This is a genomic window from Clostridium caldaquaticum (assembly GCF_023806125.1).
GTDB lineage: Bacteria > Bacillota > Clostridia > Clostridiales > Clostridiaceae > Clostridium_AT > Clostridium_AT caldaquaticum.
On sequence record NZ_JAMSKT010000013.1, the window covers coordinates 62,413 to 87,551 of the forward strand.

Genomic DNA, 25,139 nt, shown 5'->3' on the forward strand with positions numbered 1-25,139 from the left:
AGGAAGCTTAAATAATGAACGATTTCTTTAAGTTAAAAGAAAATAATACTAATATAAAAACTGAAATTATTGCTGGTATTACAACTTTTATAACTATGGCGTACATAATTTTTGTAAATCCAAGTCTTTTAGGCCAAGCAGGAATGAATGTGAAAGGATTAATGTTTGGTGATGTTGCAAAGGCTGGAATAACGGTAGCAAATGATCCAATTTTAGGTGCTGTGTTTGTAGCAACAGTTTTATCTGCAATTATAGGTACACTTATTATGGGTCTTGTAGCAAATGTACCTTTTGCTCAGGCAGCTGGTATGGGAATGAATGCGTTTTTTACTTTTTATGTAGTAGGAACTGCTGGTTATTCTTGGAGGGCAGCTCTTGCTGCAGTATTTATTTGCGGTCTTATAAATATATTTATAACTGTTACAAAGATAAGAATTGCTATTGTTGATGCTATTCCTGAATCACTTAAAAATGCTATTGGAGGCGGTATTGGATTATTTATAGCTTTAATTGGCTTTAAAGAAGCTGGTATAGTTGTTGCTGATTCAGCTACATTAGTAAAATTTGGAGATGTAAGAAATCCTGGAACACTTCTTGCTTTATTTGGACTTGTTGTAACTGTAGCTCTTATGGTAAAGAATGTTAAAGGTTCAATACTTATTGGTATTATAGCTACTACTGTTGTGGGTGTAATTGCTCAAGCAGGCTTTGGAGCTAAACTAGGAATATTTATTCCTGAATCCTTTAAAGTATTTTCAATGCCTCCAAGTTTAAGTCCTACTTTCTTAAAGTTAGATTTTTCTGAATTATTTTCAGCTAAGACAGGTTTTTTGACAGCTGTAACAATTATTGTTTCTTTTAGCTTAGTTGATACCTTTGATACAATAGGTACTTTTATAGGTACTGGAGCTAAAACAGGGATGTTTGATGAAAAGAATGATGTTCCTAAGAGAGGGATGTTTCCAAGAAAGATAGACAAAGCATTATTTGCAGATGCTACAGCTACTTCAATAGGAGCACTGCTTGGAACAAGCAACGTAACTACCTATGTTGAAAGTGCTGCTGGTATAAGTGAAGGCGGAAGAACAGGTCTAACTTCGGTTGTAACTGCAGTTTGTTTCTTCTTATCATTATTTATTGCTCCTATAGTTGGTATAGTACCAGCTCAAGCTACTGCCCCAGCACTTATAATAGTAGGAGTACTTATGATAAGCTCAATTATGAGAATTGATTTTGAAAATTTTGAAGAAGCTCTTCCAGCTTTCTTAACACTTGTTATGATGCCATTTACCTATAGTATAGCAAACGGTATAGCAGCTGGCTTTATATTCTATACAATTGTTAAATTGGTAAAAGGAAAAGCTAAAGATGTTCATCCAATAATGTATATATTTGCAGTATTATTTATATTTAAGTTTATATTTAATGTATAAGATAAAAAATTCGATTGGCACTAAAGTCAATCGAATTTTTTATCTTATCTTAAATATTTTTTTAATTTATCGTTTTTATCGATAAAAAGCAATAAAGGCAACCCTAAAAGGTAGCAGGATATAAGCTCTCCAAGGCCAACAGATATAGTATTAGCTAAAAATGGAGTATTAGTTGAATAAGTTATTAAAAATCCAATCATAACAGCATTTACTATTACAGCAGGCATTGGAGCTATAAGTTTTTTATACTTAATGCTGCTTTTACCTATATAGTAAGTTAATACTGCAGCAATTAAGGAGGCTAAAGAGCCAATTACCATATCTAGAGCTCCATAAGGACTAAGAATATTTGCAACTACACATCCGATAAATATTCCAAAGATTGAATAAGATGAAAAGTAGGGTAGAATAGTGAGAGCTTCAGACACTCTTAACTGATTAGGCAAAAAGCTCATAAAGGGAATAGATAGCGTGAGAGCTGCATAAAGCGCACCTACCAGTGCACCAAAGACGATTTTTTTAGTAGAAATTATCATTTTTTACCTCCCTAGTTTTGTTTATAGACAGGATGGATTTCGAACTGTCTTTATTAAAATATTTAATACTAATACATTTTAACAAGTATAAAAAGTGATGTCAAATTAATATTTAACAAATAAAATATATACAGTAAATTTATATTACTAAAAAATTAAATATCACTTTTTTTATTATTGTATTATAATAATACATGTTAAATGTAATGTTAGCTTGAAGGAGAATATATGGAAAAAGGAATATTTGATGCAAAAATATATAATTTAGATAATGGAATAAACTTAATAAGTATAAAGAGAGATACTCAAATAGCGTCGCTTCATATTGGTTTTAAAGTTGGTTCTTTATATGAAAAGGCTAATGAAAGAGGAATTTCTCATTTTATAGAACATATGCTTTTTAAAGGAACTAAAACAAGAGATAATGAAAATATTAATGATGCTTTGGAAAAAAGGGGTGGAGAGTATAATGCCTATACGGATTATACTTGTACAGTATATAATATTACTGCTCTATGTGAGGAACTAGAGTCATCTATAGAGATATTAGCAGATATGGTACAGAATTCTATCTTTCCTGAAAGTGAAATAGAAAAGGAAAGGGGAGTAATACTTGCAGAAATTAGAACAAGTAAGGATGATATAGAAGATTACAGCTTTAATAAAATCAATCAAGCAGCTTTTAGTAAAAGCCCTTTAAGATATGATACTTTAGGAGAAGAAAAGACTGTTAAAAAATTTACTAGAAAGCAGCTTATGGATTTTTATAGCAAATACTATATACCGAATAATTGTTTTATAACTATAGTGTCTCCTTATGAGCATCATGAAATTATTAATTTAATAGAAGTGTATTTTAATAACTGGGAGAGGAAAGAATTAAATATAGAATCTGTAGTAGTTGAAAATAATATACCAGGTAAAACTATAACTTATAAAAAAGATATAGAGCAAAGTACTATAATATATGCTTTTACATTTCATGGACTTAATAAGAAGGAAGAGCTTGCTTTAAAGATTTTAAACCATAAATTTGGTGAAAGTGCTAATTCTATACTGTTTAGAGAGCTTAGAGAAGAACGAGGCCTGGCTTATGATATATATTCACATATAGATATGACGAACTTCGTTAAAATTCTTTATATTTATACTGCTGTTGAACCTCAGAATGTAGATGAAGCAATTTCTGTTATAGATGAATGTATTAAAAAGATAATAAGTGAAGATATAAATTTTAATGAAGATACTGTCAATCTAATGAAGAAGGTTCTAAAAACTGCAGTGGCCGCTACCTTAGAGGATTCTACAGACTTAGGTAATTATTGCTTGCATCAAAAACTTGAGGAAGAAAGCATTTATGAGTTTTTAGAGGATATGAAAAATCTTCAGTATATCAAGAAAGAAGATATTTATAATGTAGCTAGAAAAGTATTTAAAAATGCCACAATTCATATTTTAACACCTAATGATAAGCAGCTGTAAAAGGAGCAGGCTAATTTATGGAAAGGATAATAACAAAAGTAGAAATTCAAAAGAGAAATAAAGATAGGGTAAATGTTTATATTGATGGTGACTTTAACTTTTCCTGCAGTGCTGAACTTGCTTATACATACAGTCTAAAGCCAGGAAAGATTGTAGAACTTGAAGTTTTAAAAAGAATTGTAAATGAAGACAGTTATTTAAAATGTAAAAACCAGGCTTTAAAAATTATAGAAAAAAACTATAAATCAGAAAAGGAAGTTTTTGATAAACTAAAGTTAAAAGGATATGATGAAAAAACAATTGCAAAAGTTATTGAATTTTTAATTAGTTATAACTTTTTAAATGATGAATGTTATGCTGCGATGTATATAAATAATAAAATAAATAGTCAAGGTAGAAACAAAATAAAACAAGCTCTTTTAAGAAAAGGGATTGATGAAGTTTTGATAAATGAAAAGTTAAAGAAATTAGATAATAATGTAGAATTGCAGTCTGCCTTCAGGTTAGGCGAGAGAAAATATAAAATACTGCAAAAAACAGAAAGGGATAAAAGAAAGATAGCTAAAAAACTTTGGGAATATTTCACAAGAAATGGATATAGCTTTGAGATTATTAATGAGGTTTTAAATAAGCTTATAACTTTAGAACATGACGAGCAGGTAAAAGTAGAGAAAGAAACTAATTTTGAAGAACTTTATGAGTTAGCATGTAAGAGGTATAATATAGTTTCAAACTCAGAAAAAGATGAAAAAAAGCTATATAAAAAATTATCAGATTTTCTTCTTAGAAGGGGATATCCTTGGGAGGATATTAAAAAAGTTTTAACAATAATCTTAAAAAGTGATGATTTTATTGAAGAATATTAAAAAGATAGACTTATGTCTATCTTTTTAATATTGTATATTTTGGAAGTCCGTTTTCCATAGGAATGGCTGGAGTTCCTTGTATTAATGGAGCTATATAATTAACTGCATCTTCTGTAACCCAATTGCCTTCACTTGTAATCCATGACTTAGGAAAGTATTTAATATGGTTTGCAACCTTTGATGGTTCAACTAGAATTGTGTCGGATTTATAAGGATTGTTTTGTAGTCTCCTTATTCCAACCATAAACCCGGTTATTCCTTCACAAGCATATTTTACTGCTTCTTTGCCAGCATTATAAGCTTCCTCTATATCAGTTAAAGATGCATAATGCATAGCACAACGTTGAGTTACTCCAAGCTCTAAGGTTTTTACTCTAGAAGTTATACCTCTTTCTATAATCATTGATTTTAAAGTGTTGCATACTCCTCCTAATTGAGCATGACCAAATTTATCATGGGTTTTACTGCTTGTGTTTTCACCAAGAAAGCTGCCTTTTTCATCCTTTATACCTTCTGAAGCAACGATATATACTTGATTTTGTTCTTTAAATTTTTCATTTACCTCTTCTAAAAACTTTTCTTTTGAAAATGTAACTTCTGGAAGATATATAAAATCCACTACTGGCTCTCCATTAATCTTTGCAAGAGCTGCACTAGCAGTAAGCCAGCCAGTGTCTCTACCCATAGTTTCTACAATGAATATTCCATTATTCATGTATACAGAGGAATCTAAATAAGTTTCTAATATAGTTGAAGCTATAAATTTACTTGCACTTCCAAAGCCAGGAGTATGGTCTGTTTCCATTAAATCATTGTCTATAGTCTTAGGGATTCCCATAACTTGAATATCTATGTTATTGAGTTTTGTGTATTCAGAAAGAGTTCGTACCGTATCCATAGAGTCATTGCCTCCAATGTAAAAGAAGGCTTTAATATTATGTTCTTTTAAAATACTGAATAGTTTTTTATATTCGGAAGTATCTTTTTGGTAATCCTTCATCTTATATCTGCATGAGCCTAAGGCTGAGGAAGGGGTATATTTTAAGCCTTGCAATTGATTATAAGGAATTTTGGATAAGTTAATTAGTTTATTTTGAAGTATTCCTTCAATACCGTTGATGCCAGCGTATACATTATCATAACATTTGCTTTCTAATGCCTGGTCTAAAACACCAATAAAAGATGAGTTTATTACTGCTGTTGGTCCACCTGATTGTGCTACTAAACAATTAATCATAATTTTCTCCTCTCATATTGCAATAAAAGTGATATATTAAATAAAAATAAATACTATAAAAGCTATATTATACAGAATAATTGTAATATATTATTTGCAAGTAGGCAATATATTATAGTTAAAGTTTAAATATTTAGATAATATTAGAAATATAAGTGGGAAAGATATTGAAAGAATGTTAAAATATATATATTAAATTATATTAGTAGAATTTTTGTGCAAGGTGATGTTATTAATGAATAAGGCGGCACTAAAAAGCTTTGCTATATGGGGAAGAAAAAAGCTTAAAGATGAAATTCTTGATAGCGCAAAAGAAGCTAAAATGTTAATTGAAACTGAAGAATTAGATAAGATTACATATAAATGGTTTATTAAATTTATATTGTTAAGATATCTTGAAGTAAAGAGTTATATTAATAATGGAATAAGCACTTTTTATAAAGAGACTAATCATGAAAATAATGAAATATTGCAGAATATATGCAGAGAGTTAAATTGTATTTTTCCTGAAATTTTCCAAGCTAATATTAAAACAAGAGAGATACTTTTATTAAAAAAATCTTTTGAAAAAAAATCTTTTACTCATAGATTATTAACAGAAATAGGTGAAGAACCTTTTGAAACTGTAGAAATAATTGGATGGTTTCATCAATTTTACAATTCATCTGAACACGATATTATAGTTGGAATGAACAACGGAATAATAAGCGGAGAAAATATACCAGCTGCTACACAACTTTTTACTCCAAGGTGGATTGTAGAATATATGATAGATAATTCTTTAGGAAAGCTTTGGGTAGAGGGAAAAAATGATTTAGTTTTAAAAGAAAAGTTGAAATATTATATAGAGAACAGAAAAATAGATATTAATATTTTAAATAAACAAATGGATTTATATAGGAATTTAAAACCGGAAGAGATTAAATTTTTAGATCCAGCTTGCGGTTGTGGCCATATACTGATTTACGCTTTTGATGTTCTATACCAGATTTATTTAAACTGTGGTTATAAGAAAGAGGAAATACCAAAGCTGATAATTGAGAAAAACTTATTTGGATTAGATATTGACAATAATGTAATAGTTTTGACACAAGCAGCACTTATTTTGAAGGCACGAGAAAAAGATTCATGTTTTTTTGAAAAGCTTAGAGAAAATAATTTAAATAGTAATATAATACAGGTAAAATCAACTGAGAAAATTTTAGAGTACTCTCAATTATTGTTACAAGGTATTGAAAAAATAGATTATAGCAAAGAACAAATCGACAGTTTGTTTACAAGTTTTAATTATGGACATATTATAGGTTCTTTAGCGTATATTAAAAATTTTGATTTGAATTTTTGGAAAGATAGATTAAGGTTTATAGATAAAACTTATTATTCTGAAGAATACAATGAATTTAGGGAAAATATGCATTACTTAGTAAAGCAAGCACAAATCATATCTCAAACTTACCACATAGTGTGCACAAACCCACCTTATATGAGTAAAAAATATATGGATTATAAACTGAAAAAGTTTATTAAGGATAATTATTTAGATTTTAACGGTGATTTGTTTTCTGTATTTATGATAAGAAATTTAAAATATACAAAGCCTTATGGATATTCAGCTTTTATGACACCTTTTGTATGGATGTTTATTAAAGAGTACGAAAAGCTTAGAAAATTTATAATTGATAAGAAAGAAATTGTAAGCTTAATACAACTGGAATATTCTGCTTTTACAGATGCTACTGTACCTATTTGCACTTTTATATTAGGAAACTTCCATGGAAGTTATTTTGGAGAATATATTAAGCTATCTGATTTTAAAGGTGAAGAAATGCAGCCTGTTAAAACTTTGCAAGCTATAAAAAATCCCCAAATATACTTTAGATATAATTGCTCTGCTGAAAGGTATAAAAAAATACCTGGAATGCCTATTGCTTATTGGATTTCTGAAAATTTCCTTAATGTATTTTCTCATTCTAAGAAGCTAGAAAATTTTATTGATATAACAGGTTCTCAAAATATTACTTCAAATAACGATAAATATTTAAGAAAGCATTGGGAAATAGATAAAAATAATATAAATAAAAGATGGTTTTTTTATACAAAGGGTGGAGATTATAGAAAATGGTATGGGAATATAGAATATCTAGTGGATTGGTCAGAAGAGGCGAGACAGTTTTATAAAAGTAATAAAACCTCCAATTTGTTGAGTGATGAGTACTGTTTTCGTGAAGGAATAACTTATAACAGTATATCTACAAAGGGATTCTCTGCTAGGGAGGCTGGTAAAAATATTTATGATAAAAGCGGTCCTACTTTTCATCTTTTAGATGACAGCCTAAAGTATTATGTACTTGCACTTCTTAATTCTAAGGTAATTGCAGCTATAATGCAGTTATATAATCCTACTATAAATTATCAGGTTCAAGATATAAAAAATATACCTGTAATATTAACAAAGGATAAATTTTTAAGAGAAAGAATAGATAAACTTTGTAAGGAATGTATTGAGCTTTCTAAAGAAGATTGGGACTGTAAAGAGATTTCTTATAGTTTTTACTGCCATAGTCTGTTAAAATGTAAAGGCAGTGAAGGAAGTATGGAGGAAGCTGTTAGAGATTTAGATAAAATTTTAAATATTAGATTTAATTTATTAAAGGAAAAAGAAGAAGAGTTAAACAGAATTTTTATTAATATATATAACTTAAAAAACGAAATTACTCCTTATATAAAGGATAGTGATTTAACTATCTCAAAAATAAACAGGAGTGAACAAGTAAAAAGCTTTATTTCCTATGGTGTGGGCTGTATTATGGGAAGGTATATGTTAAAAGAAGGGGAGAGTATAAAGTCTAATGATGGAATTTTGCCTTTAAAGGATGAGTACATATTTAACAATACTATTGCTTATAAATTTATAGATTTTTTAGGGAGCTGCTTTGGTAAAGCCAGACTTCATGAGAACTTAAATTTTATAGCTGAAGTACTTGGAAAAAAACAAAATGAATCTTCAGTAGATGCTTTAAAGAGATATTTTTTAAAAGATTTTTATAAGGATCATTTAAAAACCTATAAAAAAAGACCAATCTATTGGCTCTTTACTTCAGGAGAAAAGATGGCTTTTAGTGCTCTTGTTTATATGAATAAGTTAAATATAAACACTTTAAAAATTTTGAGAACAGAGTATGTTCTGCCATTAATAGAAAAAGAAAAAAAAGATTTATTAAGCTTTAAAATTAATTCTAGTTCTAAAAAGATTAGGTGTATTAAAAATATAGAAACAAAGCTGGAAGAGCTGGGTAATTATTATAATCTTCTAGAAGAATATGAAAAGAAAGGATTGGATATCGACCTAGATAATGGCATAACATATAATTATTCTAAAATTCACGATTTATTGCATAAAATATGAGAATATTTATAGAATAAAACTATATTATTTTCTATTAAGTATAATAAGTGGAGGAAACTTATATGGATGCTATAGAACTAATGGTGCATGAGCATGAAAATATTAAAAAAATGCTTAAAGTTATAAGGAGTATGTGTATTAAAGTAGTTAATAATGAAGCTGTACAGTATGAAGATTTTTATAAGGTGATAGATTTTGTAAGAAATTATGCAGATAAGCTTCATCATGCTAAGGAAGAATCGATTTTATTTAAAAAAATGTGTGATGAATTGGGAGAAAAAGTAGCAAAAGGTCCTATTGCTGGAATGTTAGTTGAACATGATTTTGGAAGGCTTTATATGTCAAACCTTGAAAATGCCTTAGAGACATTTAAAAGTGGAGATAAGGATGCTAGAGTAGATATTATTGCAAATGCGATATCTTATACTGACCTTTTAAATAGACATATAGATAAGGAGAATACAGCTATATATACTTTTGCAAGAAGGGCTTTAAGTAAAGAAGCTATGAAAAATATAGAAAAACAATGTAAAGAAGCAGAAAAAATTGCTAGAGAAAATGGAATACAGAAAAAATATATTGATATTATAGAAGAGTTTAATAAAAAATATTTATAAAATCTTAAAGAGAGGATAGATCATATTTTAGTATGATTTATCCTCTCTTTAAGATTTTATGTTATTCCTGTTTGATTTAAAATAAAAAAGCAGACAGCTGGTGAAAAAATTGCTTAAGGGGGTAAAGCACCAGCTATCTGTTTTAAATAAGGGTGTATATAATGGGGAGGAACTTACTAAGTATTTGTTTATGTTAGTATAATATGCTACAGTAATTAATGTGTTACAATTTTTAGTTTTTCTATATTTATAAAATAGAGTTGTTGTTATATAATATAGTTTAGTAAATCGTGGTTGAAATAAAAATTATAGTATAGTGCTAGTTGGGTGAGGTTAAGAATGATAGATGTTATTAACAATATATTTAAAGAGAGAAAAGCTGGTTTAATAGGAGACTATAGAAGAAATGCAGTAATGATACTTTTATGTGAAGAAAATGATGAAACGTATATTATTTTTGAAGAAAGATCCCTCACTTTAAGACATCAGCCAGGAGATATATGTTTACCGGGGGGAAAACTTGAAGAAGGGGAAAGGCCTGAGGAAACTGCACTAAGAGAAACTTTGGAGGAGCTTGGACTAAATAAAGAAGATATAGTCCTAATAGGCGAAATGGACTATTTTATAAGTCCTTATGGAAGTATTATTTATCCTTTTATTGGAAAACTAAACGGCAAGAAATTAAATCCTAACCCTAGTGAAGTTCATCAGATATTTAAAGTTCCTTTAAGTTATTTTTTAGAAAAAGAGCCAGTAGAATATGAAATGGAAATAGGTCCAAATTTAAAAGAAGACTTTCCTTACCACTTGGTAAATGGAGGGAAAAATTATAAGTTTAGCAGAGGAAAATTAAATCAGTATTTTTATAAGTATGATAAGTACATTATTTGGGGATTTACGGCTATAATAATAAAAAGTTTTATAGATATAATAAAGAAGGAAGCTATAAAGTAGACTTCCTTCTTATTCCTGCAACAAAAGCAGATATGACAATTAATGCCAAGTATGCAATGACATATATTCCTGATATTAAACCAAGTCCATAAAAGAATTTTAAATATATGAATATAATGAGCGATGCAAGGAACCAGAACAGAAAAACATAAGACATTCTATTGTTTTTACTTCTCCATTCACTAGGATTTTTCATATTGCCTATAATTTTTTCTTTTTTACTGCTCTTCTCTGAGGTATTGGAAACTAACACTTTAAAATAAAAGAAAAATATAAAGGATATAACTGTAACTCCAAGAAATAAATAGGATAAGGAATGACTTGTCATGGTCATAATAAATCCTCCATTTCTACATACTATAATATTAGTATAACCATAAAAATTTAATAATATTTAAGCAAAAGATATATTTAAATGATTTATTTTTAATCTGGTATTTTTTGTTAAAATATTAAGAAACAGTTAATAATTTAAAATCCTCTTCATTTTTTTTCAGGTTTACATTATAATGGTATAAAAGGTTAAATTTTGGGGAGAGAGGGGTGAAGTTATGTCTATTTGTTCTTTTTTATCAATAGGAGGAAATGAAATCGATTGTTTTGGCGATTGTGCTTTTTATAATTGGGAAGAAAATGGAGGAGTTTGTCCGTTTAAAAATTTAAAGAATAATAGAGCTAGCAGATTAAAAGAGTTATCTGAATACGATTTTTTTGGAGAGCATGGCATAAACATTAAAGAAATTGATCAATATTATATGGAAAAAGATTATATTTAAAATTTAAGCAGTTTTTTATATTATAAAAAAGTTATGCACTTTGTAATAATTTACACTAGTGTATATTTTTTTATTATCAGTATAAAATATGAAATAATCAAAGTAAAGTAAAGGAGCAGTTATATGGAAAAGACACTCGTGCTTATTAAACCAGATGGAATAGAGAGAAAATTAATTGGAGATATAATAAGTTTCTATGAAAGGAAAAATTTAAATATTATAGCTTTGAAGATGTTAAAAGCTGATAGGGAAATAGCAGAAAAGCATTATGAAGAACATAAAGGAAAAGAATATTTTAACTCATTAATTGATTATATTACAGAAGATAAGCTTTGTGCTCTTGTTATTGAAGGGGAAAACGTTATAGAGGCTGTGAGAAGGATAAATGGAGATAAAGACCCGATTAAAGCTGATATAGGAAGTATAAGGGGGAAATTTTCTTGTCATAAGACTAGAAATTTGGTTCATGCTTCAGATAGTATAGAAAATGCAAATAGGGAAATTAGTATCTGGTTTCCAGAGCTTTAAATAAAAAGATGGCTATACAGCAGCCATCTTATTTTTATGAGAGCACCCATGGGAGCAGCCTATTGTGCAAGTGGAGCAATCTTTAGATAACCTTTTTACAGGTACAGTTTTAATCATGAAAGTAGAGTTTTTATATATTAGAGTTATTTCATTTATATTATCTGTAAGTTGTGAATTATATATAATAGGTAGTTCGTCTATCTTATCAATTATATCTTCCTTTTGTAAGCTGTCTATATATATATGGATTTTGGAACTTAAGCAGCAACCATTCTTATAAGCAAATCTTATATATGATCCCTTTAGATCTTTAAGAATATATATAAGCTCCTTATAAGCACTCTCTGAAATCTTTATTTTAACTTTGTTTTTCATAGTATTATTCCTCATATATGTCTGAATATTGGTGAAGAAGGCTTTGTTTTAGTTTCCAAAGTTTAGTTGATAAATCAATATAATAAGTGTGAGGATTTTCAAGTCTTAAAACTTCAGCCCAAAGCTTTTCTGTTTCCTGTTTTGCCAACTCTTTTATTTCCATAACACTTGGACTTTCATATACTGGTTGTCCCTTATCAAATATTTTAACTAACAGTTCTTTTACATAATAATTTTTAAGTTTTTTTCTTTTCCAAGTATAGACAGGATTGAATATTTCAAGTGGCTTACTTTCGTCTATAACTTCGTCATGAAGTGTTAATAAATCAGCTATAGCTTTATCAGTATTTTTTTCAAATATTCTATATACCTTCTTAAAACCAGGATTTGTTATTTTTTCTTCATTCTCACTTATTTTAATTTTAGGAATAATTGTTCCATCTTCCTCTACAGCTGCTAGTTTATAAACTCCTCCAAATACTGGTTCAGATTTAGCTGTTATTAATCTTTCACCTACTCCAAAGGCATCAACCTTGGCGCCTTGACTAAGTACATCTCTTATAATAAATTCATCAAGAGAGTTTGAAATTACTATCTTACAATCCTCATAGCCAGCTTTATCAAGAAGTTCTCTGCATTTATCTGTCAAATATGTTATGTCGCCGCTGTCTATTCTTATTCCTTTTGGTCTAAAACCTTGAGGTTTTAATATTTCATCAAAAACTTTAATTGCATTTGGAAGGCCGGATTTTAGAACGTTATAAGTATCAATCAGTAAAGTGCAGTTGTCTGGATAAGTTTTTGCCCAGGCGGCAAAAGCTTCATATTCAGTAGGGAAGAGCTGTACCCAGCTATGAGCCATAGTTCCTGCAGCTGGTATTCCAAACATTTCCTCAGCAATAGTACAAGCAGAAGAAGCACAACCGCCTATTATAGAAGCACGTGCGCCATAAATAGCTCCATCATAGCCTTGGGCTCGTCTCGAACCAAATTCCATAACAGGTCTTCCGTCAGCAGCACGACATATTCTATTAGCCTTTGTTGCTATTAGTGTTTGATGATTTATAGTAAGCAGTATCATTGTTTCGACAAATTGAGCTTCAATGATAGGTCCTCTAACAATTACTAAAGGTTCATTTGGAAATACAGGGTTACCTTCTGGTATAGCCCAAACATCGCAGGTAAACTTAAAGTTTCTTAGGTAATCTAAAAATTTTTCTGAGAAGGATCCCTTGCTCTTTAAATAATCAATATCATCCTCTGTGAATTTAAGGCTTGACATGTATTCCACTAGTTGTTGAACGCCAGCCATAATGCAATATCCGCCACCGTCTGGTACACGTCTGAAAAACATATCAAAATAAGCAATTTTATTGCCTACATTATTATCTAAATAACCATTTGCCATTGTAAGCTCATAAAAGTCTACAAGCATAGTTAGATTTCTTTCATTTCTTATATTAAAATTTTTTATAGATTCCATTACTTTCTCTCCTATTTAAATTAAATTTCGATACAGTGTAGACATATTTATTTTAATCCTCTAAAGTAATTATTACAATAGATTTTTAAATATATACATTTTTGTTAACAGATGAAATATATATTTTTACATGGTAATAATCTAAGATAGCACTTTATAACGTAAGGAGATAACATGTTAGAATTAGAATATAAAAAACAGTATTGCTTTTTAAGAGACAGCATAATTAAAAAAGATTTTGAGCATTTAGATAATGACCAGATAAAAGCAGTTATAAACAATGATAGAAATGTTTTGGTATTAGCTTGTCCAGGCTCTGGAAAGACTACTGTATTAATTAATAAAGTCATTTATTTAATTAAATATGGTAATATATACGGGACTGACTTAGTGCCTGAAAGTTTTAAACCTAGCGATTTAGAATTTATGAGAAGATATTTAAATGGAGTTTGTAAGAATTTATTAGAAAAAAATCGGGTTGAAAACTTACTTAAAGAAAAAAGGGTTAATCCTAAAAATATAATAGTTATAACATTTACAAAGGCTGCAGCACAAAATATGAAAAAAAGATTTGAAGAGCTATGTAATAATAGTTCATCTCCATTTTTTGGAACTTTTCATGGACTTTTTTATAAAATTCTTATAAATTATTATAAAAAGGTGAGTATTTTAGAAAGTTTAGAAGGATATAAGGTAATAGCTGATACTTTAAAAAAATACTTAGATGAAGTCAGCGAAGAAAAGATTTTAGAAGTTAAGAATTTTATATCTATATTTAAAAGTGGCGAAAAATCTATCAAAAGTTTCAATCCAAGTATAGATAAAAATATATTTATAAATTGTTATAATGTTTATGAAAATTACAAAAAAGAAAGAGGTTTACTAGATTTTGATGATTTACAAGTTAAATGTAAAGAGCTGCTTATTAATAAGATGAAACTATTGGAGTTTTATAGGAAAAGTTTTAAATATATTCTTGTAGATGAATTTCAAGACTGTGATTATATTCAGCTTGAAGTATTAAAGCTTTTAAATCTGTATAATTCTATTTTTGCAGTAGGAGATGAAGATCAGTGCATATACAGTTTTAGAGGTTCAAGACCTGATTATATGTTAGAGTTTCATAAAAATTTTACTGATGGAGTAAAACTTAATCTTTCTACCAATTATAGAAGTACAAAAAATATAGTAAGAATTTCTAGTGATTTAATTAAAAATAACAGCTCAAGAAACGAAAAAACAATGACTGCCTACAAAAATGAAGAGAAAATTTCTGAAATATTAAATTATACTGATGAAAATTCTCAAGCTGAAGATATAGCTTTGAGAATTGAAAAATTAAAGTTTTTAGGTGGATATAATTATAAGGACTGTGCTGTTTTATATAGAACTAATTTAGAGAGCAGAAGTCTCATAGATGCCTTTATACGAAAAAAAATCCCTTTTAAGCTTTTAGATAAAAAGTATAATTATTTTGACCATTTCATATGTAAAGATTTAATTGCATATTTAAAGCTAAGTATTATGGGTGATGATATAAATAGTTTTAAAAGAATAATAAATAAACCCTTTAGATACATTAGTAAAATAAGCATAGAAAAATTGAAAAATTCTTGTATAAAGTATGATTGTTTTGAGATGCTTAAAAATATGGATGAAGTTTCAATATTTCAAATTAAAAATATTGAAAGGCTACAAAAACAAATATATAGCTTAAATAAAATGTCGCTTCAAAGTGCTGTACAGTTTATAATTACTGATTTAGGTTATTATGACTATATTAAAGAATATAGTAAAAAATTCAAAATAGATTTATCAGAGCTTGAAGATATTTTAGAGGAGTTTAAAGAGGCAACAGGAGGATATAATACCATAATGAGCTTTCTAGCTCATATAGATGTTGTAAATGAACAAATTGAAAAAGAAAGTAAAGGATATAATGATGAAGATAGTGTTACTTTGAGTACAGTACATGGGGTTAAAGGAATGGAGTTTAAAAATGTGTTTATAGTAGATTGTGTTGAAGACATACTGCCACATAGAAGCAGCATAGATTCACACTTAGAAGAAGAAAGAAGATTATTTTTTGTAGCTATAACTAGAACTATTGATAACTTGTATATATGTATACCTAGGCACATAAGAGGAAAATATAAACAGCCTTCTAGATTTGTTGAAGAATGTAATATAAATCCGTATGAATATTTACAAAAAAATTACAAGTCAGGAGATAGAGTTGTTCATAGTACTTTTGGCAATGGTAGAATTTTAGATATAAATAAAAATATAATCCAAATTATTTTTAAAGATGGTATAAATAGAAGATTTGATATTAATATACTTCATAATAATGGAATTATTAGAAAGCTATAAGCAGAAAATATTTATTATATTAAATTACACTGTCTTAATTTGTTGAATATAGATAATTGTTGATATATAATTTTATTAATAAATTGTGCTCATATTCTAAGAATGTGAGCTTTTAAATTATGTTCTAAAGAGGTAGGTTAAATGGAACTCTCTAATATTAATTCAAAAGATATAATATTTGCGCTTGATATAGGAACACGGTCTATAATAGGCACAGTAGGGATTGTGAAAGAGAAAAAGTTTAATGTTCTTTGTGAATGCTATATTGAGCATGAAGAAAGGGCAATGATGGATGGTCAGATACATGACATTAATTTAGTTGCCGAAGGAGTAAATACGGTAAAAAAACAATTAGAAAAACAATTGCAGTTTCAATTATCTAATGTAGCTATTGCTGCTGCTGGAAGATTTTTAAAAACAACAATTTCCAAAGGAGAGCTTAGACTCGGCTATGAAAGAGAAATAGATAAAGAGATAATAAGAAGTCTGGAGTTAACAGCAGTTAAGAATGCAGAAGAAGAAATTAGGGCTCAGTCTGAAGGAAAACTCTATTGTGTAGGATATAGCGTTAAAAACTATTATTTAAATGATTACGTAATAAGCAATTTATTATCTCATAAAGGAGAAAATATAACTGTGGAAGTAATTGCTACTTTTCTTCCACGTTCTGTTGTGGAGAGCTTGTATGCGGTTATGGACAAGGTTGGACTTAATGTTACAAATCTTACCTTAGAGCCTATTGCAGCTATGGAAGCTGCTGTGCCAAAGAGCTTAAGACTTCTAAATTTAGCTTTAGTTGATATAGGTGCTGGAACTTCAGATATAGCTATAAGCAGCAAGGATACTATTAGTGCCTATGGCATGGTAGCTACTGCTGGTGATGAAATAACGGAAGTTATTGCGCAAAACTTTCTTGTAGATTTTAATACAGCGGAGAGAATGAAGAAGGAATGTTCTGTTAAAGATAACATCCAATATACTGATGTATTGGGATTGGATAGTGAAGTTTCTTCGAAAGAAATAATGAAAGTTATTAATCCAGTAGTAAATAAATTGTGTGATGAAATAGCAAGCAAGATAATAGAATTAAATGGTGGAAAATCTCCTAATGCTGTTTTTTTAGTTGGAGGAGGTGCACATACTCCAGGGCTTAAAGAATTATTAGCTGAGAAGCTTAATTTATCTTTTCAAAGGATAGCCATAAAAGGTAGAGAAGCAGTAACGGACTGTATCTGTCCTGATAATAACTTAGGGAGCACAGGGGTTACTGTACTAGGTATAGCACTTACTTCTATAATGAAGCTTGGTCATGATTTTATAGATGTTACTTTAAATAATAAAGTTATAAGCCTGTTTAATTCACATAAGCATACTGTTAGCGATGTGCTGATGCAGACAGGAATAAATCCAAAGGTTCTTATAGGTAAAAATGGGAAAAATATAAGATTTATTTTAAATGGCAGGAGCAGAATTGCATTTGGAAGCCTAGGAACAAATGCAGAAATAAAAATCAATGGAAAACCTGGCAATATGGATTCAGAGGTAAAAGAAGGGGACAGTATAGATATTGTTTTTGCTAAAGATGGCATGGATGCAGCTCCTAAGGTTAAGGAATTTATAAAAAACTTAAATTCCGTAAGTTTTTATTTAGATGATATTATAACTTACATAGAGCCTGTAGTTTACATAAATAATGAGAGAGTGTCTTTAGAAAAAGTTATATGCGATAGTGATGAAGTCAAAATACTATTTCCCAATACTATAAAGGAATTTAGAGATTATTTAGGAAATGAGACAGGTAAAAATATTTATTTTATAAATGGGAAAGAACTTGAGGAAGATTATATTATAAAAGAGGGGGATAGAATTTATACTAAAATAAATACTTCCATAGAAAATTCAGAGAGTTATAGTTTCAAGAGTATTGAAGAGAAGAAAGAGGAGAATTTTCAGGAAGAAGCTATAGAAGCTATTACAATTAATGAGGATATCTCTAAAGATTTGAAAATATTTGTAAATGGTGAAAAGGTATATTTAAAGAATAAATCTAAGTATATTTTTATTGATGTATTTGATTTTATAGATTTTGATTTGACAAAAGCTAAAGGGAACCTAGTTTTGCTTTTAAATGGAAATAAAGCAGGGTATTACGATGAACTTTTAAATGGGGATGATATAAAAATATATTGGGAGTAAATTGAAATAAAGGAGGATTTCAGTAATGATAGATTTTTTAAAAAAGGCAGAACTTATTAAGGCAGAACTTATTAAATGGAGAAGAGATTTTCATTTAAATCCAGAGCTAGGTTTTGAAGAATATGAGACAGCTAAAAAGATTAAGTCTTTTTTAGAATCTGAAGGTATTGAATATACTGAAGTTTCAGGTACTGGAATTTGTGCTGTTATAAGAGGAAATGGTGAAAAGACTATTGGACTTAGAGCAGATATTGATGCTTTACCTTTGGAAGATAAAAAGGTTTGTGAATACTCTTCAAAAATTAAAGGCAGAATGCACGCCTGCGGTCATGATGCTCACACAACAATACTTCTTGGAGCTGCTAAAATTTTAAACAGTATTAAAGATGAGCTTAAAGGTAATATAAAGCTGTTTTTTGAACCTGCTGAAGAAACAGTAGGAGGTGCTAGATTTATGATTAAAGAAGGTATTTTGGAAAATCCAAAGGTTGACTGCATTATAGGTCTTCATGTGGATGAAGGTATAAAAACAGGAACTATAGGGGTAAAAAGAGGTGTTGTAAATGCAGCTTCAAATCCTTTCAGCATAACAATAAGAGGAAAGGGAGGTCATGGAGCACATCCTGATACAACTATTGATCCAATAGTTATTGCAAGCCAGGTTGTATTGTGTCTTCAGACAATTGTAAGCAGAGAAATACCTCCAACAGATCCTGCTGTAATAACCATAGGAAGTATACATGGTGGAACAGCACAAAATATAATTCCTGAAGAAGTTACTATTTCAGGAATTATTAGGACAATGAAAAGCGAACATAGAGTATATGTAAAGAAGAGATTAAGAGAAGTAGTAGAAGGAATATCAGCTTCTATGAGAGGCAGTTGTGAAATAAATATTGAGGAAAGTTATCCATGCCTTTATAATAATGATGATATATTAGATTTAGTAGAAAGTAGTGCTGAAACCATTATAGGAAGAGAAAATATTAAACAACTAGAAAGTCCAAGTATGGGAGTAGAAAGCTTTGCATATTTCTCTATGGAAAGACCATCTGCTTTTTATTTTCTTGGGGTTCGAAATGAGGAAAAAGGTATAATTCATCCTGCACATAGCAGTTTATTTGATATTGACGAAGATGCATTGCCTGTTGGAGTGGCTATACAGTGCAAAGCTGCTTATGATTATTTAAGTAAATAGTTAAAAAATTTGATTTAGGCAATAATAATAAATAATTAGTCGTTAATTTGTAATAGGAGTTGAAGAAATGAAGATTGAAATTGGTGCAAATGAGGCAGGACAAAGATTAGATAAGTTTGCAAGAAAATGGCTTAAAGATGTTCCTTTAAGTGCAATATTTAAAGGCATTAGAAAAGGAGATATAAAAGTTAACGGTAAAAAGGCAAAAGAAAAATATTTCCTTGTTGAAGGTGATATAATTGAAACTAGAGATATTAAGAGTTCAGTTAAGAAGGAAAAGTTTGAACGTATAGAAAATAAACACTTAAAAATAACCTATGAGGATGACAATATGCTTATAGTTGAAAAATGGCCTGGAGTGCTTGTACATTCAGACAAAAAAGGTGGAGAGCCTACCCTTACAGATATGGTGCTTTCTTATCTTTTTGATAAAGGAGACTATGTTCCTGAAAAAGAAGTAACTTTTACTCCTGCACCTTGTAACAGGCTTGATAGAAATACTTCAGGGGTAGTAATTTTTGGTAAAAATTTCGAAAGTCTTAAGCTGTTAAATGAGATGATTAGAGAGAGAAAAATAAAAAAGTATTATATGGCTCTTGTGAAAGGAAGAATAAAAGATGGAATTCATGAGGCATATATATTTAAAAATGAAGATGGCAATATATCTAAAGTATTTGATAAAAAAATGCCCAATACTAAAAAAATATCCATGGAAGTTAAAACAGAACAAAGCTGTGGTACTTTTTCATTAGTAGAACTAGATTTAATTACAGGCAGAAGCCACCAGCTTAGAGCTCATTTAGCTTATCTAGGTAATCCTATAGTAGGTGATGCAAAGTATGGAGAGAAAAAGCTTAATAGTTTTTTTATTAATAAATATGGATTAAATTACCAATTTTTATATGCTTACAAATTGGTTTTTAAAGACTGTCCTGAAAAGTTGTCTTATATGGAGAATAAAACTATAGGCGAAAGCTTGCCACCAATCTTAAAGAAGATTAAGAATGATGTATTTAAGTTTTAAATAATGAGGTTATAAATATGAAAACGCAATCAACCACTAAAGGTTTTGCAATCCTTTCAGCAGCAGGTATGGCAGTTAAGATGTTATCACTGTTGTATGTACCTTTTTTACAGATAATCATAGGCGGGGAAGGCTATGGGGTGTATGCAAGTACTTATGCGGTATTTGCATTTGTATACATAATTACAAACAGTGGATTGTCTTCCGCCATATCAAAAATTGTATCAGAGCTAATTGCTCTTGAAAACTATAAAGATGCCGTAAAAGCATTTAAAATGGCAAGATTTTTAATGATTATGATAGGAACTTTTATGGCTGTTTTATTAGTTTTACTTGCAAGGCCTTTGGCTAACGTAACAAATTATCCTAAAGCCTATTTAGCTATAATGTCGTTAGCTCCAGCAATTGTATTAACTTCAGTTGCATCTGCCTATAGGGGTTATTTTCAGGGAAGAGGGAATATGAAGCCAACGGCTGTATCGCAAATTTTAGAGCAGATAGCTAATTTAATATTTTCACTTATATTTGCTGCTTTATTGATGAAATATGGAGTTGAAGCAGGATGTGCAGGTGCTACGGTAGGCACTACTATAGGAGCGTTAGTTTCAGTAATTTATTTAATTAGGTTTTATAGTAGAAATAAGGTCTTTAAAGTTTCAAAAACTTATTCTAAGGAGAAAATAATTAGATATTCTAATAAAGAACTTTTCAGGAAAGTTATATATTATGCTACGCCTTTAACTGTGGCTTGGGGAGCACAAAATGCTGGTAATCTAATCGATGCTGGAAATACAAAGGGAAGGCTTCTTGCAGCAGGTTTTAGTGATGAAGAGGGAAGCACAAGGTTTGGTTACTTAGGTACAAATCAAGTGCTTATTGGTGTGCCAATAACTTTAGTTTCAGCTCTTTGTACTGCTGTTTTACCATCAATTTCAAAAGCAGCAGCATTAGATAATAAAGAGGATGTTCATAGTGGGGTTGAATATGCTTTTAAAGCCTGTTTTTTTATTGCATTACCTTCAGCTGTTGGACTAGCAGTTTTAAGTCAACCAATATTTAATTTGCTTTTTAGTAAAAATTTAGCGGCAGCTTATCTTATGAAGTATTATGCTTTTATTATGATTTTAATGGCAATTGTTCAGATACAAACTACAATACTGCAAAGTATAGGTAAGCTTTACATTTCTACTTTCTATATAATTATAGGCATATTTGCTAAAATATTTATTAATTATATTTTGATAGCTATTCCTAGTATAAATATTTTAGGAGCAGTAGTAGGAAGCTTAGTAGGTTTTTTAATTCCCCTTTTTCTTAACAATTATTTTATAAAAAAGAGTTTAGGGATTAAATACAATTTGATTAAGCTTGGAGTAAAACCTTTTATAGCTTCTGTTTTCATGGGATTAGTGGTTTATTTAGTTAATTTTGATTTTAATTATATGTTTAGCTTTCTAGGTAGTGGATATAAGACAAGAGCTATTTCAACATTTGTTTCCATTGGAACAGGTGGATTAGTTTATTTATATGCATTAATTTTAGTTGGAGGAATAACTAAAAAAGATTTAAACTCTTTACCTAATAAGATTTTAAAAATGATACCTAAAAAATTATTAGATAGGGTAAGATAATAAATAAGGAAAGCCTGCTAAGTAAGGCTTTCCTTATTTATTATATATATAGATAAAAAGAAAGAAGAGAATCCTAAAACTATTATAAGTATATTTTTTAGAGTAAATAACGTATTTGGAATAAGATTGTTTGTAATATTTAAGATAAAATAGAAAAATATGCTTATAAGAAGGTAGATAATAAATTCACTTTTATGGATAGTTATATAGCAGTATTTTTTTATTTCGTACATATTTAAAAACAAAATAGTTGCAGAAGTAATTATAAGGCTTACACCAAAACCAAATATGTTTATGCTAGGTATACCAGTAAATATGTAAAGTAGTATTACTTCTTCAACTGAAACCAGGAGAGAATTTCTTAAAACAATGCCCTGTTTGCCTAATCCATTAAGTATTCCAAAGGTAGTAGCAGAAGCGTAGGTTATTGGAGCGGAAATTGCAGCAAACTTTATGTATGATCCTAAATCTGTTCTGCTAAAGAAAAGTCTTCCTAAAGCTTCAGGGATGCTTATACTTATAATAAGAGTACTTACTCCAAGCAGGAAGGCTATTTTTAATACTTGATATATTCTGCTCTCAAGAGCAAAGAAATCTTTTTTATCAAGAGCTTGAGAAAGATCTGGTATAAGCACTGTGGATATAGAATTTACTACTATCAGTGGGAAAAATATTATAGCCATAGCCATTCCTGAGAATTTTCCAATCAAAGAAAGTGCTGTATTGTATTCTATTCCAATGCTGGTAAGTCTTAAAGGAACTATTAAAGTTGATACTGTTGATAAGGTTGTTGACAAAAAACCATTTAGACAAAGAGGAAGAGATATTACCAGTATGTCAAACATAAGCTGAGCTCTCCCTTCTGTTTTAAATTGGCTGTATAATACTTTTCTTTTATTGAGTTTATAGTATATGTATAATAGGGTAAAGCTGATAAATTCTCCAATACAAAGGGCTATATAAGCAACTGTTACTGTACTCTTTACGCTGGGGTTGGATAGCATTTCTATAATTATTACAATTATAGCTATTCTTACTGCTTTTTCTAAAATATCTATAAAAGCAGGAATTTTAACCTTTGAAATACCATAAAAATATCCCTTTAATATTGAAGAAAGAGCTACAAAGATTAATGCTGGTGCTACAGCTTTTAGTGGATAAAGTGTTCTAGTATCCCTTATTACATGAGAACTTATATAGGGAGAAGCTATAAAAAATAAAACTGAGATTATAATGGCTAAAATAAAATCAAAACTTAAAGCTGTTTCTATTGATTTATTTAAGTTTTTAAAATCATTTTTACTGAAATATACTGCTGTTACTTTGGATATAGCGGTTACCATTCCACCGCATATTAAACATATAAAAAGATTGTATATAGGCATAACAAGTCCATAAAGCCCCATGCCTTCGGGTCCTAGTTCCTTTGAAAGTATTATAGAGAATATAAAACCTAACACTCCTGTAGTTAAATTTGAAGCGGTGAGTATCAAAGTTTCTCTGAAAAAAGTATCTTTTCTCATAATTACAACCCCATATAATTAATAACATTAATAAGTATGTTAAAAATTTAAATTATATTCTATTATTTTGTATTTTCAACAAGTGTACATATAGTAGCATTTACAGAAATATACATTTAATATATTATGTATTTTCATGGAGGAAGTATGAAAAAATTTACAAAAATTATATTAATGGCAGGTATACTTTTAATAATGTTTTTTGTTTTTAGTAATTTTTATGAAAATTATAGTATTCAAATTAAGGATTCAAATTTAACTTGGGGAATAAAGTATAAAGGTATCGATGGTGCAAAAGATTTTGCAGCGGATGAGGCAGGAAATTTTTATATTGCATATAAGGACAGAGTTCAGTACATAGATAGAAATGGTAAAAGTTATAATTTGCTACAGGATAAGACTTTTAACATAAATGCCATTGAATATTATAATAATAAACTATATTTTGCTTCAGATGGCAAAATAATCAGTTACGATTTGGATAGAAAAGAACAAAAGCTTTTAATTGATAATATTCCAAATTATGGGGATTACAAAGAGAGTATTATTAAAATACTAGGAAATGAATTGTTCGTTTCTGTAGGTTCGGCTACAAATTCAGGAGTAGTAGGCAATGATAATGAGTGGATTAAGGATAATCCATTTAATTATGATTTATCTCCAAAAGATATAACTGTAAAAGGTAAAAATTTTGGAACTTTAAAAAGTGGAGCATTTGTTCCATATAAAACCAAAAATCTTACAGGACAGCTAATTTCAGGACATTTTCCTGGCAATGGTTCTATAATATATTATGACTTAAGTAATGGATATGGAGAAACTTTTGCTTGGGGAATAAGAAATATTACAGGTATGGCTTTTAACAGTGAAGGAAAACTAATTGCAGCAGTAGGTGGAATGGAAGACAGGGGATTAAGGCCAATTAAAGGAGATGTGGATTATATATATGAAATAAAAAAAAATGCCTGGTATGGCTGGCCGGATTACAGTGGAGGAGATCCTGTTAATTCACCTAGATTTAGGGGTGAAAATAATTCTAGGGTTAATTTTATATTGGACAATCATCCTACTACTAATCCTCCTGCACCAATTTATCAGCACAGTCATGTATCATCTATTGATTGTTTAGAAGTGGATGATAAAGGTGATATAGGAGAAAAGGATTGTATATATTTTTATGACAATAGGGATAATATATTATATGCGCTGTCAAAATCCAATATATTAAATACAAAAGTTGCTTTTAGAAGCGGTTCTAAAATACATAGTTTAAAAATATATAATAAAAATCTCTATATTCTTGAAGAAAGTGAAGGGATACTTTTTAATATTCAAAAGAATAGTATTAATAGCTTTAATGGATTGAAACCAAATATAGTATATTATCTTCTATCTGTAATTTTAATAATAATAATTATTATGGTTTGGAAACTAAATCTAACATAAATAATTCGAAATAATTCTTCCAATAATTGGAGGAATTATTTTTTATGTGTAGAAT

At 29.1% G+C, this 25,139-nt stretch carries 20 protein-coding genes; 14 read left to right on the forward strand and 6 right to left on the reverse strand.

Annotation, left to right across the window (positions count from 1 at the left end):
• Positions 1-14: 14 nt before the first annotated feature.
• Positions 15-1,433 carry an NCS2 family permease gene (locus tag M2651_RS09750; RefSeq protein WP_252132170.1) on the forward strand — a complete coding sequence of 473 codons (1,419 nt, stop codon included), beginning with the start codon at positions 15-17 and terminating at the stop codon, positions 1,431-1,433.
• Between the two features lie 44 nt (positions 1,434-1,477).
• On the opposite strand, the gene M2651_RS09755 is transcribed toward M2651_RS09750, so the two are convergent.
• Entirely contained in the window at positions 1,478-1,969 is a 492-nt protein-coding gene (locus tag M2651_RS09755) for a QueT transporter family protein (RefSeq protein ID WP_252132171.1), read from the reverse strand.
• A 228-nt stretch (positions 1,970-2,197) separates the two neighbouring features.
• Here M2651_RS09755 and M2651_RS09760 point away from each other — a divergent pair, with 228 nt between their 5' ends.
• Entirely contained in the window at positions 2,198-3,451 is a 1,254-nt protein-coding gene (locus M2651_RS09760) for a M16 family metallopeptidase (protein ID WP_252132172.1), read from the forward strand.
• A gap of 17 nt (positions 3,452-3,468) precedes the next feature.
• The gene (gene recX / locus M2651_RS09765) at positions 3,469-4,317 is read left to right on the forward strand and encodes a recombination regulator RecX (protein WP_252132173.1); all 849 of its coding nucleotides are present in this window, start codon (positions 3,469-3,471) and stop codon (positions 4,315-4,317) included.
• A 16-nt stretch (positions 4,318-4,333) separates the two neighbouring features.
• Here the strand turns inward: recX and M2651_RS09770 are convergent, their stop codons facing one another.
• Positions 4,334-5,554 carry a 6-phosphofructokinase gene (locus tag M2651_RS09770; protein WP_252132174.1) on the reverse strand — a complete coding sequence of 407 codons (1,221 nt, stop codon included), beginning with the start codon at positions 5,552-5,554 and terminating at the stop codon, positions 4,334-4,336.
• A gap of 235 nt (positions 5,555-5,789) precedes the next feature.
• On the opposite strand from M2651_RS09770, the gene pglX reads away from it, so the two are divergent.
• From pglX to M2651_RS09785, 3 genes are all read left to right on the forward strand, one after another.
• Positions 5,790-8,960 (forward strand): BREX-1 system adenine-specific DNA-methyltransferase PglX, encoded by a 3,171-nt coding sequence (gene pglX, locus M2651_RS09775; protein WP_252132175.1) that lies wholly within the window; start codon positions 5,790-5,792, stop codon positions 8,958-8,960.
• A gap of 62 nt (positions 8,961-9,022) precedes the next feature.
• A complete protein-coding gene (locus M2651_RS09780; RefSeq protein ID WP_252132176.1) occupies positions 9,023-9,577 on the forward strand; it encodes a hemerythrin domain-containing protein in 555 nt (184 codons plus the stop codon).
• Positions 9,578-9,916: 339 nt separating this feature from the next.
• Positions 9,917-10,531: an NUDIX hydrolase gene (locus M2651_RS09785; protein ID WP_252132177.1), complete on the forward strand. Its 615-nt coding sequence runs from the start codon at positions 9,917-9,919 to the stop codon at positions 10,529-10,531.
• On the opposite strand, the gene M2651_RS09790 is transcribed toward M2651_RS09785, so the two are convergent.
• Positions 10,521-10,865 carry a hypothetical protein gene (locus tag M2651_RS09790; RefSeq protein WP_252132178.1) on the reverse strand — a complete coding sequence of 115 codons (345 nt, stop codon included), beginning with the start codon at positions 10,863-10,865 and terminating at the stop codon, positions 10,521-10,523. The two genes, M2651_RS09785 and M2651_RS09790, sit on opposite strands and share 11 nt — an antisense overlap.
• 217 nt (positions 10,866-11,082) lie before the next feature.
• On the opposite strand from M2651_RS09790, the gene M2651_RS09795 reads away from it, so the two are divergent.
• Together M2651_RS09795 and ndk are read left to right on the forward strand one after the other, a co-directional pair.
• The gene (locus M2651_RS09795; RefSeq protein ID WP_252132179.1) at positions 11,083-11,307 is read left to right on the forward strand and encodes a hypothetical protein; all 225 of its coding nucleotides are present in this window, start codon (positions 11,083-11,085) and stop codon (positions 11,305-11,307) included.
• 123 nt (positions 11,308-11,430) lie between these two features.
• Positions 11,431-11,835 carry a nucleoside-diphosphate kinase gene (ndk, locus tag M2651_RS09800; protein ID WP_252132180.1) on the forward strand — a complete coding sequence of 135 codons (405 nt, stop codon included), beginning with the start codon at positions 11,431-11,433 and terminating at the stop codon, positions 11,833-11,835.
• 12 nt (positions 11,836-11,847) lie between these two features.
• Here ndk and M2651_RS09805 read toward each other — a convergent pair whose 3' ends face one another.
• Positions 11,848-12,210: a hypothetical protein gene (locus M2651_RS09805; protein ID WP_252132181.1), complete on the reverse strand. Its 363-nt coding sequence runs from the start codon at positions 12,208-12,210 to the stop codon at positions 11,848-11,850.
• Between the two features lie 4 nt (positions 12,211-12,214).
• Positions 12,215-13,693 carry a nicotinate phosphoribosyltransferase gene (locus tag M2651_RS09810; RefSeq protein ID WP_252132182.1) on the reverse strand — a complete coding sequence of 493 codons (1,479 nt, stop codon included), beginning with the start codon at positions 13,691-13,693 and terminating at the stop codon, positions 12,215-12,217.
• 174 nt (positions 13,694-13,867) lie between these two features.
• On the opposite strand from M2651_RS09810, the gene M2651_RS09815 reads away from it, so the two are divergent.
• The 5 genes from M2651_RS09815 to M2651_RS09835 all read left to right on the forward strand — a co-directional run bounded on the left by M2651_RS09815 (position 13,868) and on the right by M2651_RS09835 (position 22,115).
• On the forward strand, positions 13,868-16,066 hold the full coding sequence (locus tag M2651_RS09815) for an ATP-dependent helicase (protein ID WP_252132183.1): 2,199 nt from the start codon (positions 13,868-13,870) through the stop codon (positions 16,064-16,066).
• A gap of 141 nt (positions 16,067-16,207) precedes the next feature.
• The gene (locus M2651_RS09820) at positions 16,208-18,262 is read left to right on the forward strand and encodes a cell division protein FtsA (RefSeq protein ID WP_252132184.1); all 2,055 of its coding nucleotides are present in this window, start codon (positions 16,208-16,210) and stop codon (positions 18,260-18,262) included.
• Positions 18,263-18,287: 25 nt separating this feature from the next.
• Positions 18,288-19,460: a M20 metallopeptidase family protein gene (locus M2651_RS09825; RefSeq protein ID WP_252132185.1), complete on the forward strand. Its 1,173-nt coding sequence runs from the start codon at positions 18,288-18,290 to the stop codon at positions 19,458-19,460.
• A gap of 67 nt (positions 19,461-19,527) precedes the next feature.
• Entirely contained in the window at positions 19,528-20,484 is a 957-nt protein-coding gene (locus tag M2651_RS09830) for an RluA family pseudouridine synthase (RefSeq protein WP_252132186.1), read from the forward strand.
• A gap of 17 nt (positions 20,485-20,501) precedes the next feature.
• On the forward strand, positions 20,502-22,115 hold the full coding sequence (locus tag M2651_RS09835) for a putative polysaccharide biosynthesis protein (RefSeq protein ID WP_252132187.1): 1,614 nt from the start codon (positions 20,502-20,504) through the stop codon (positions 22,113-22,115).
• 17 nt (positions 22,116-22,132) lie between these two features.
• Here M2651_RS09835 and spoVB read toward each other — a convergent pair whose 3' ends face one another.
• Entirely contained in the window at positions 22,133-23,638 is a 1,506-nt protein-coding gene (gene spoVB / locus M2651_RS09840; RefSeq protein WP_252132188.1) for a stage V sporulation protein B, read from the reverse strand.
• Positions 23,639-23,785: 147 nt separating this feature from the next.
• Here spoVB and M2651_RS09845 point away from each other — a divergent pair, with 147 nt between their 5' ends.
• Positions 23,786-25,084 (forward strand): PQQ-dependent sugar dehydrogenase, encoded by a 1,299-nt coding sequence (locus tag M2651_RS09845; protein WP_252132189.1) that lies wholly within the window; start codon positions 23,786-23,788, stop codon positions 25,082-25,084.
• Positions 25,085-25,139: the final 55 nt, after the last annotated feature.

What these genes read in the sequence shown, in the direction of transcription:
- M2651_RS09785 (WP_252132177.1), top strand. Translation starts at nt 9,917, where the DNA reads ATGATAGATGTTATTAACAATATATTTAAAGAGAGAAAAGCTGGTTTA.
- M2651_RS09770 (WP_252132174.1), bottom strand. Translation starts at nt 5,554, where the DNA reads ATGATTAATTGTTTAGTAGCACAATCAGGTGGACCAACAGCAGTAATA.
- M2651_RS09805 (WP_252132181.1), bottom strand. Translation starts at nt 12,210, where the DNA reads ATGAAAAACAAAGTTAAAATAAAGATTTCAGAGAGTGCTTATAAGGAG.
- ndk (WP_252132180.1), top strand. Translation starts at nt 11,431, where the DNA reads ATGGAAAAGACACTCGTGCTTATTAAACCAGATGGAATAGAGAGAAAA.
- M2651_RS09830 (WP_252132186.1), top strand. Translation starts at nt 19,528, where the DNA reads ATGAAGATTGAAATTGGTGCAAATGAGGCAGGACAAAGATTAGATAAG.
- spoVB (WP_252132188.1), bottom strand. Translation starts at nt 23,638, where the DNA reads ATGAGAAAAGATACTTTTTTCAGAGAAACTTTGATACTCACCGCTTCA.
- recX (WP_252132173.1), top strand. Translation starts at nt 3,469, where the DNA reads ATGGAAAGGATAATAACAAAAGTAGAAATTCAAAAGAGAAATAAAGAT.
- M2651_RS09810 (WP_252132182.1), bottom strand. Translation starts at nt 13,693, where the DNA reads ATGGAATCTATAAAAAATTTTAATATAAGAAATGAAAGAAATCTAACT.
- M2651_RS09825 (WP_252132185.1), top strand. Translation starts at nt 18,288, where the DNA reads ATGATAGATTTTTTAAAAAAGGCAGAACTTATTAAGGCAGAACTTATT.
- M2651_RS09815 (WP_252132183.1), top strand. Translation starts at nt 13,868, where the DNA reads ATGTTAGAATTAGAATATAAAAAACAGTATTGCTTTTTAAGAGACAGC.
- M2651_RS09755 (WP_252132171.1), bottom strand. Translation starts at nt 1,969, where the DNA reads ATGATAATTTCTACTAAAAAAATCGTCTTTGGTGCACTGGTAGGTGCG.
- M2651_RS09750 (WP_252132170.1), top strand. Translation starts at nt 15, where the DNA reads ATGAACGATTTCTTTAAGTTAAAAGAAAATAATACTAATATAAAAACT.
- M2651_RS09820 (WP_252132184.1), top strand. Translation starts at nt 16,208, where the DNA reads ATGGAACTCTCTAATATTAATTCAAAAGATATAATATTTGCGCTTGAT.
- M2651_RS09795 (WP_252132179.1), top strand. Translation starts at nt 11,083, where the DNA reads ATGTCTATTTGTTCTTTTTTATCAATAGGAGGAAATGAAATCGATTGT.
- M2651_RS09790 (WP_252132178.1), bottom strand. Translation starts at nt 10,865, where the DNA reads ATGACCATGACAAGTCATTCCTTATCCTATTTATTTCTTGGAGTTACA.
- M2651_RS09835 (WP_252132187.1), top strand. Translation starts at nt 20,502, where the DNA reads ATGAAAACGCAATCAACCACTAAAGGTTTTGCAATCCTTTCAGCAGCA.
- M2651_RS09760 (WP_252132172.1), top strand. Translation starts at nt 2,198, where the DNA reads ATGGAAAAAGGAATATTTGATGCAAAAATATATAATTTAGATAATGGA.
- M2651_RS09845 (WP_252132189.1), top strand. Translation starts at nt 23,786, where the DNA reads ATGAAAAAATTTACAAAAATTATATTAATGGCAGGTATACTTTTAATA.
- M2651_RS09780 (WP_252132176.1), top strand. Translation starts at nt 9,023, where the DNA reads ATGGATGCTATAGAACTAATGGTGCATGAGCATGAAAATATTAAAAAA.
- pglX (WP_252132175.1), top strand. Translation starts at nt 5,790, where the DNA reads ATGAATAAGGCGGCACTAAAAAGCTTTGCTATATGGGGAAGAAAAAAG.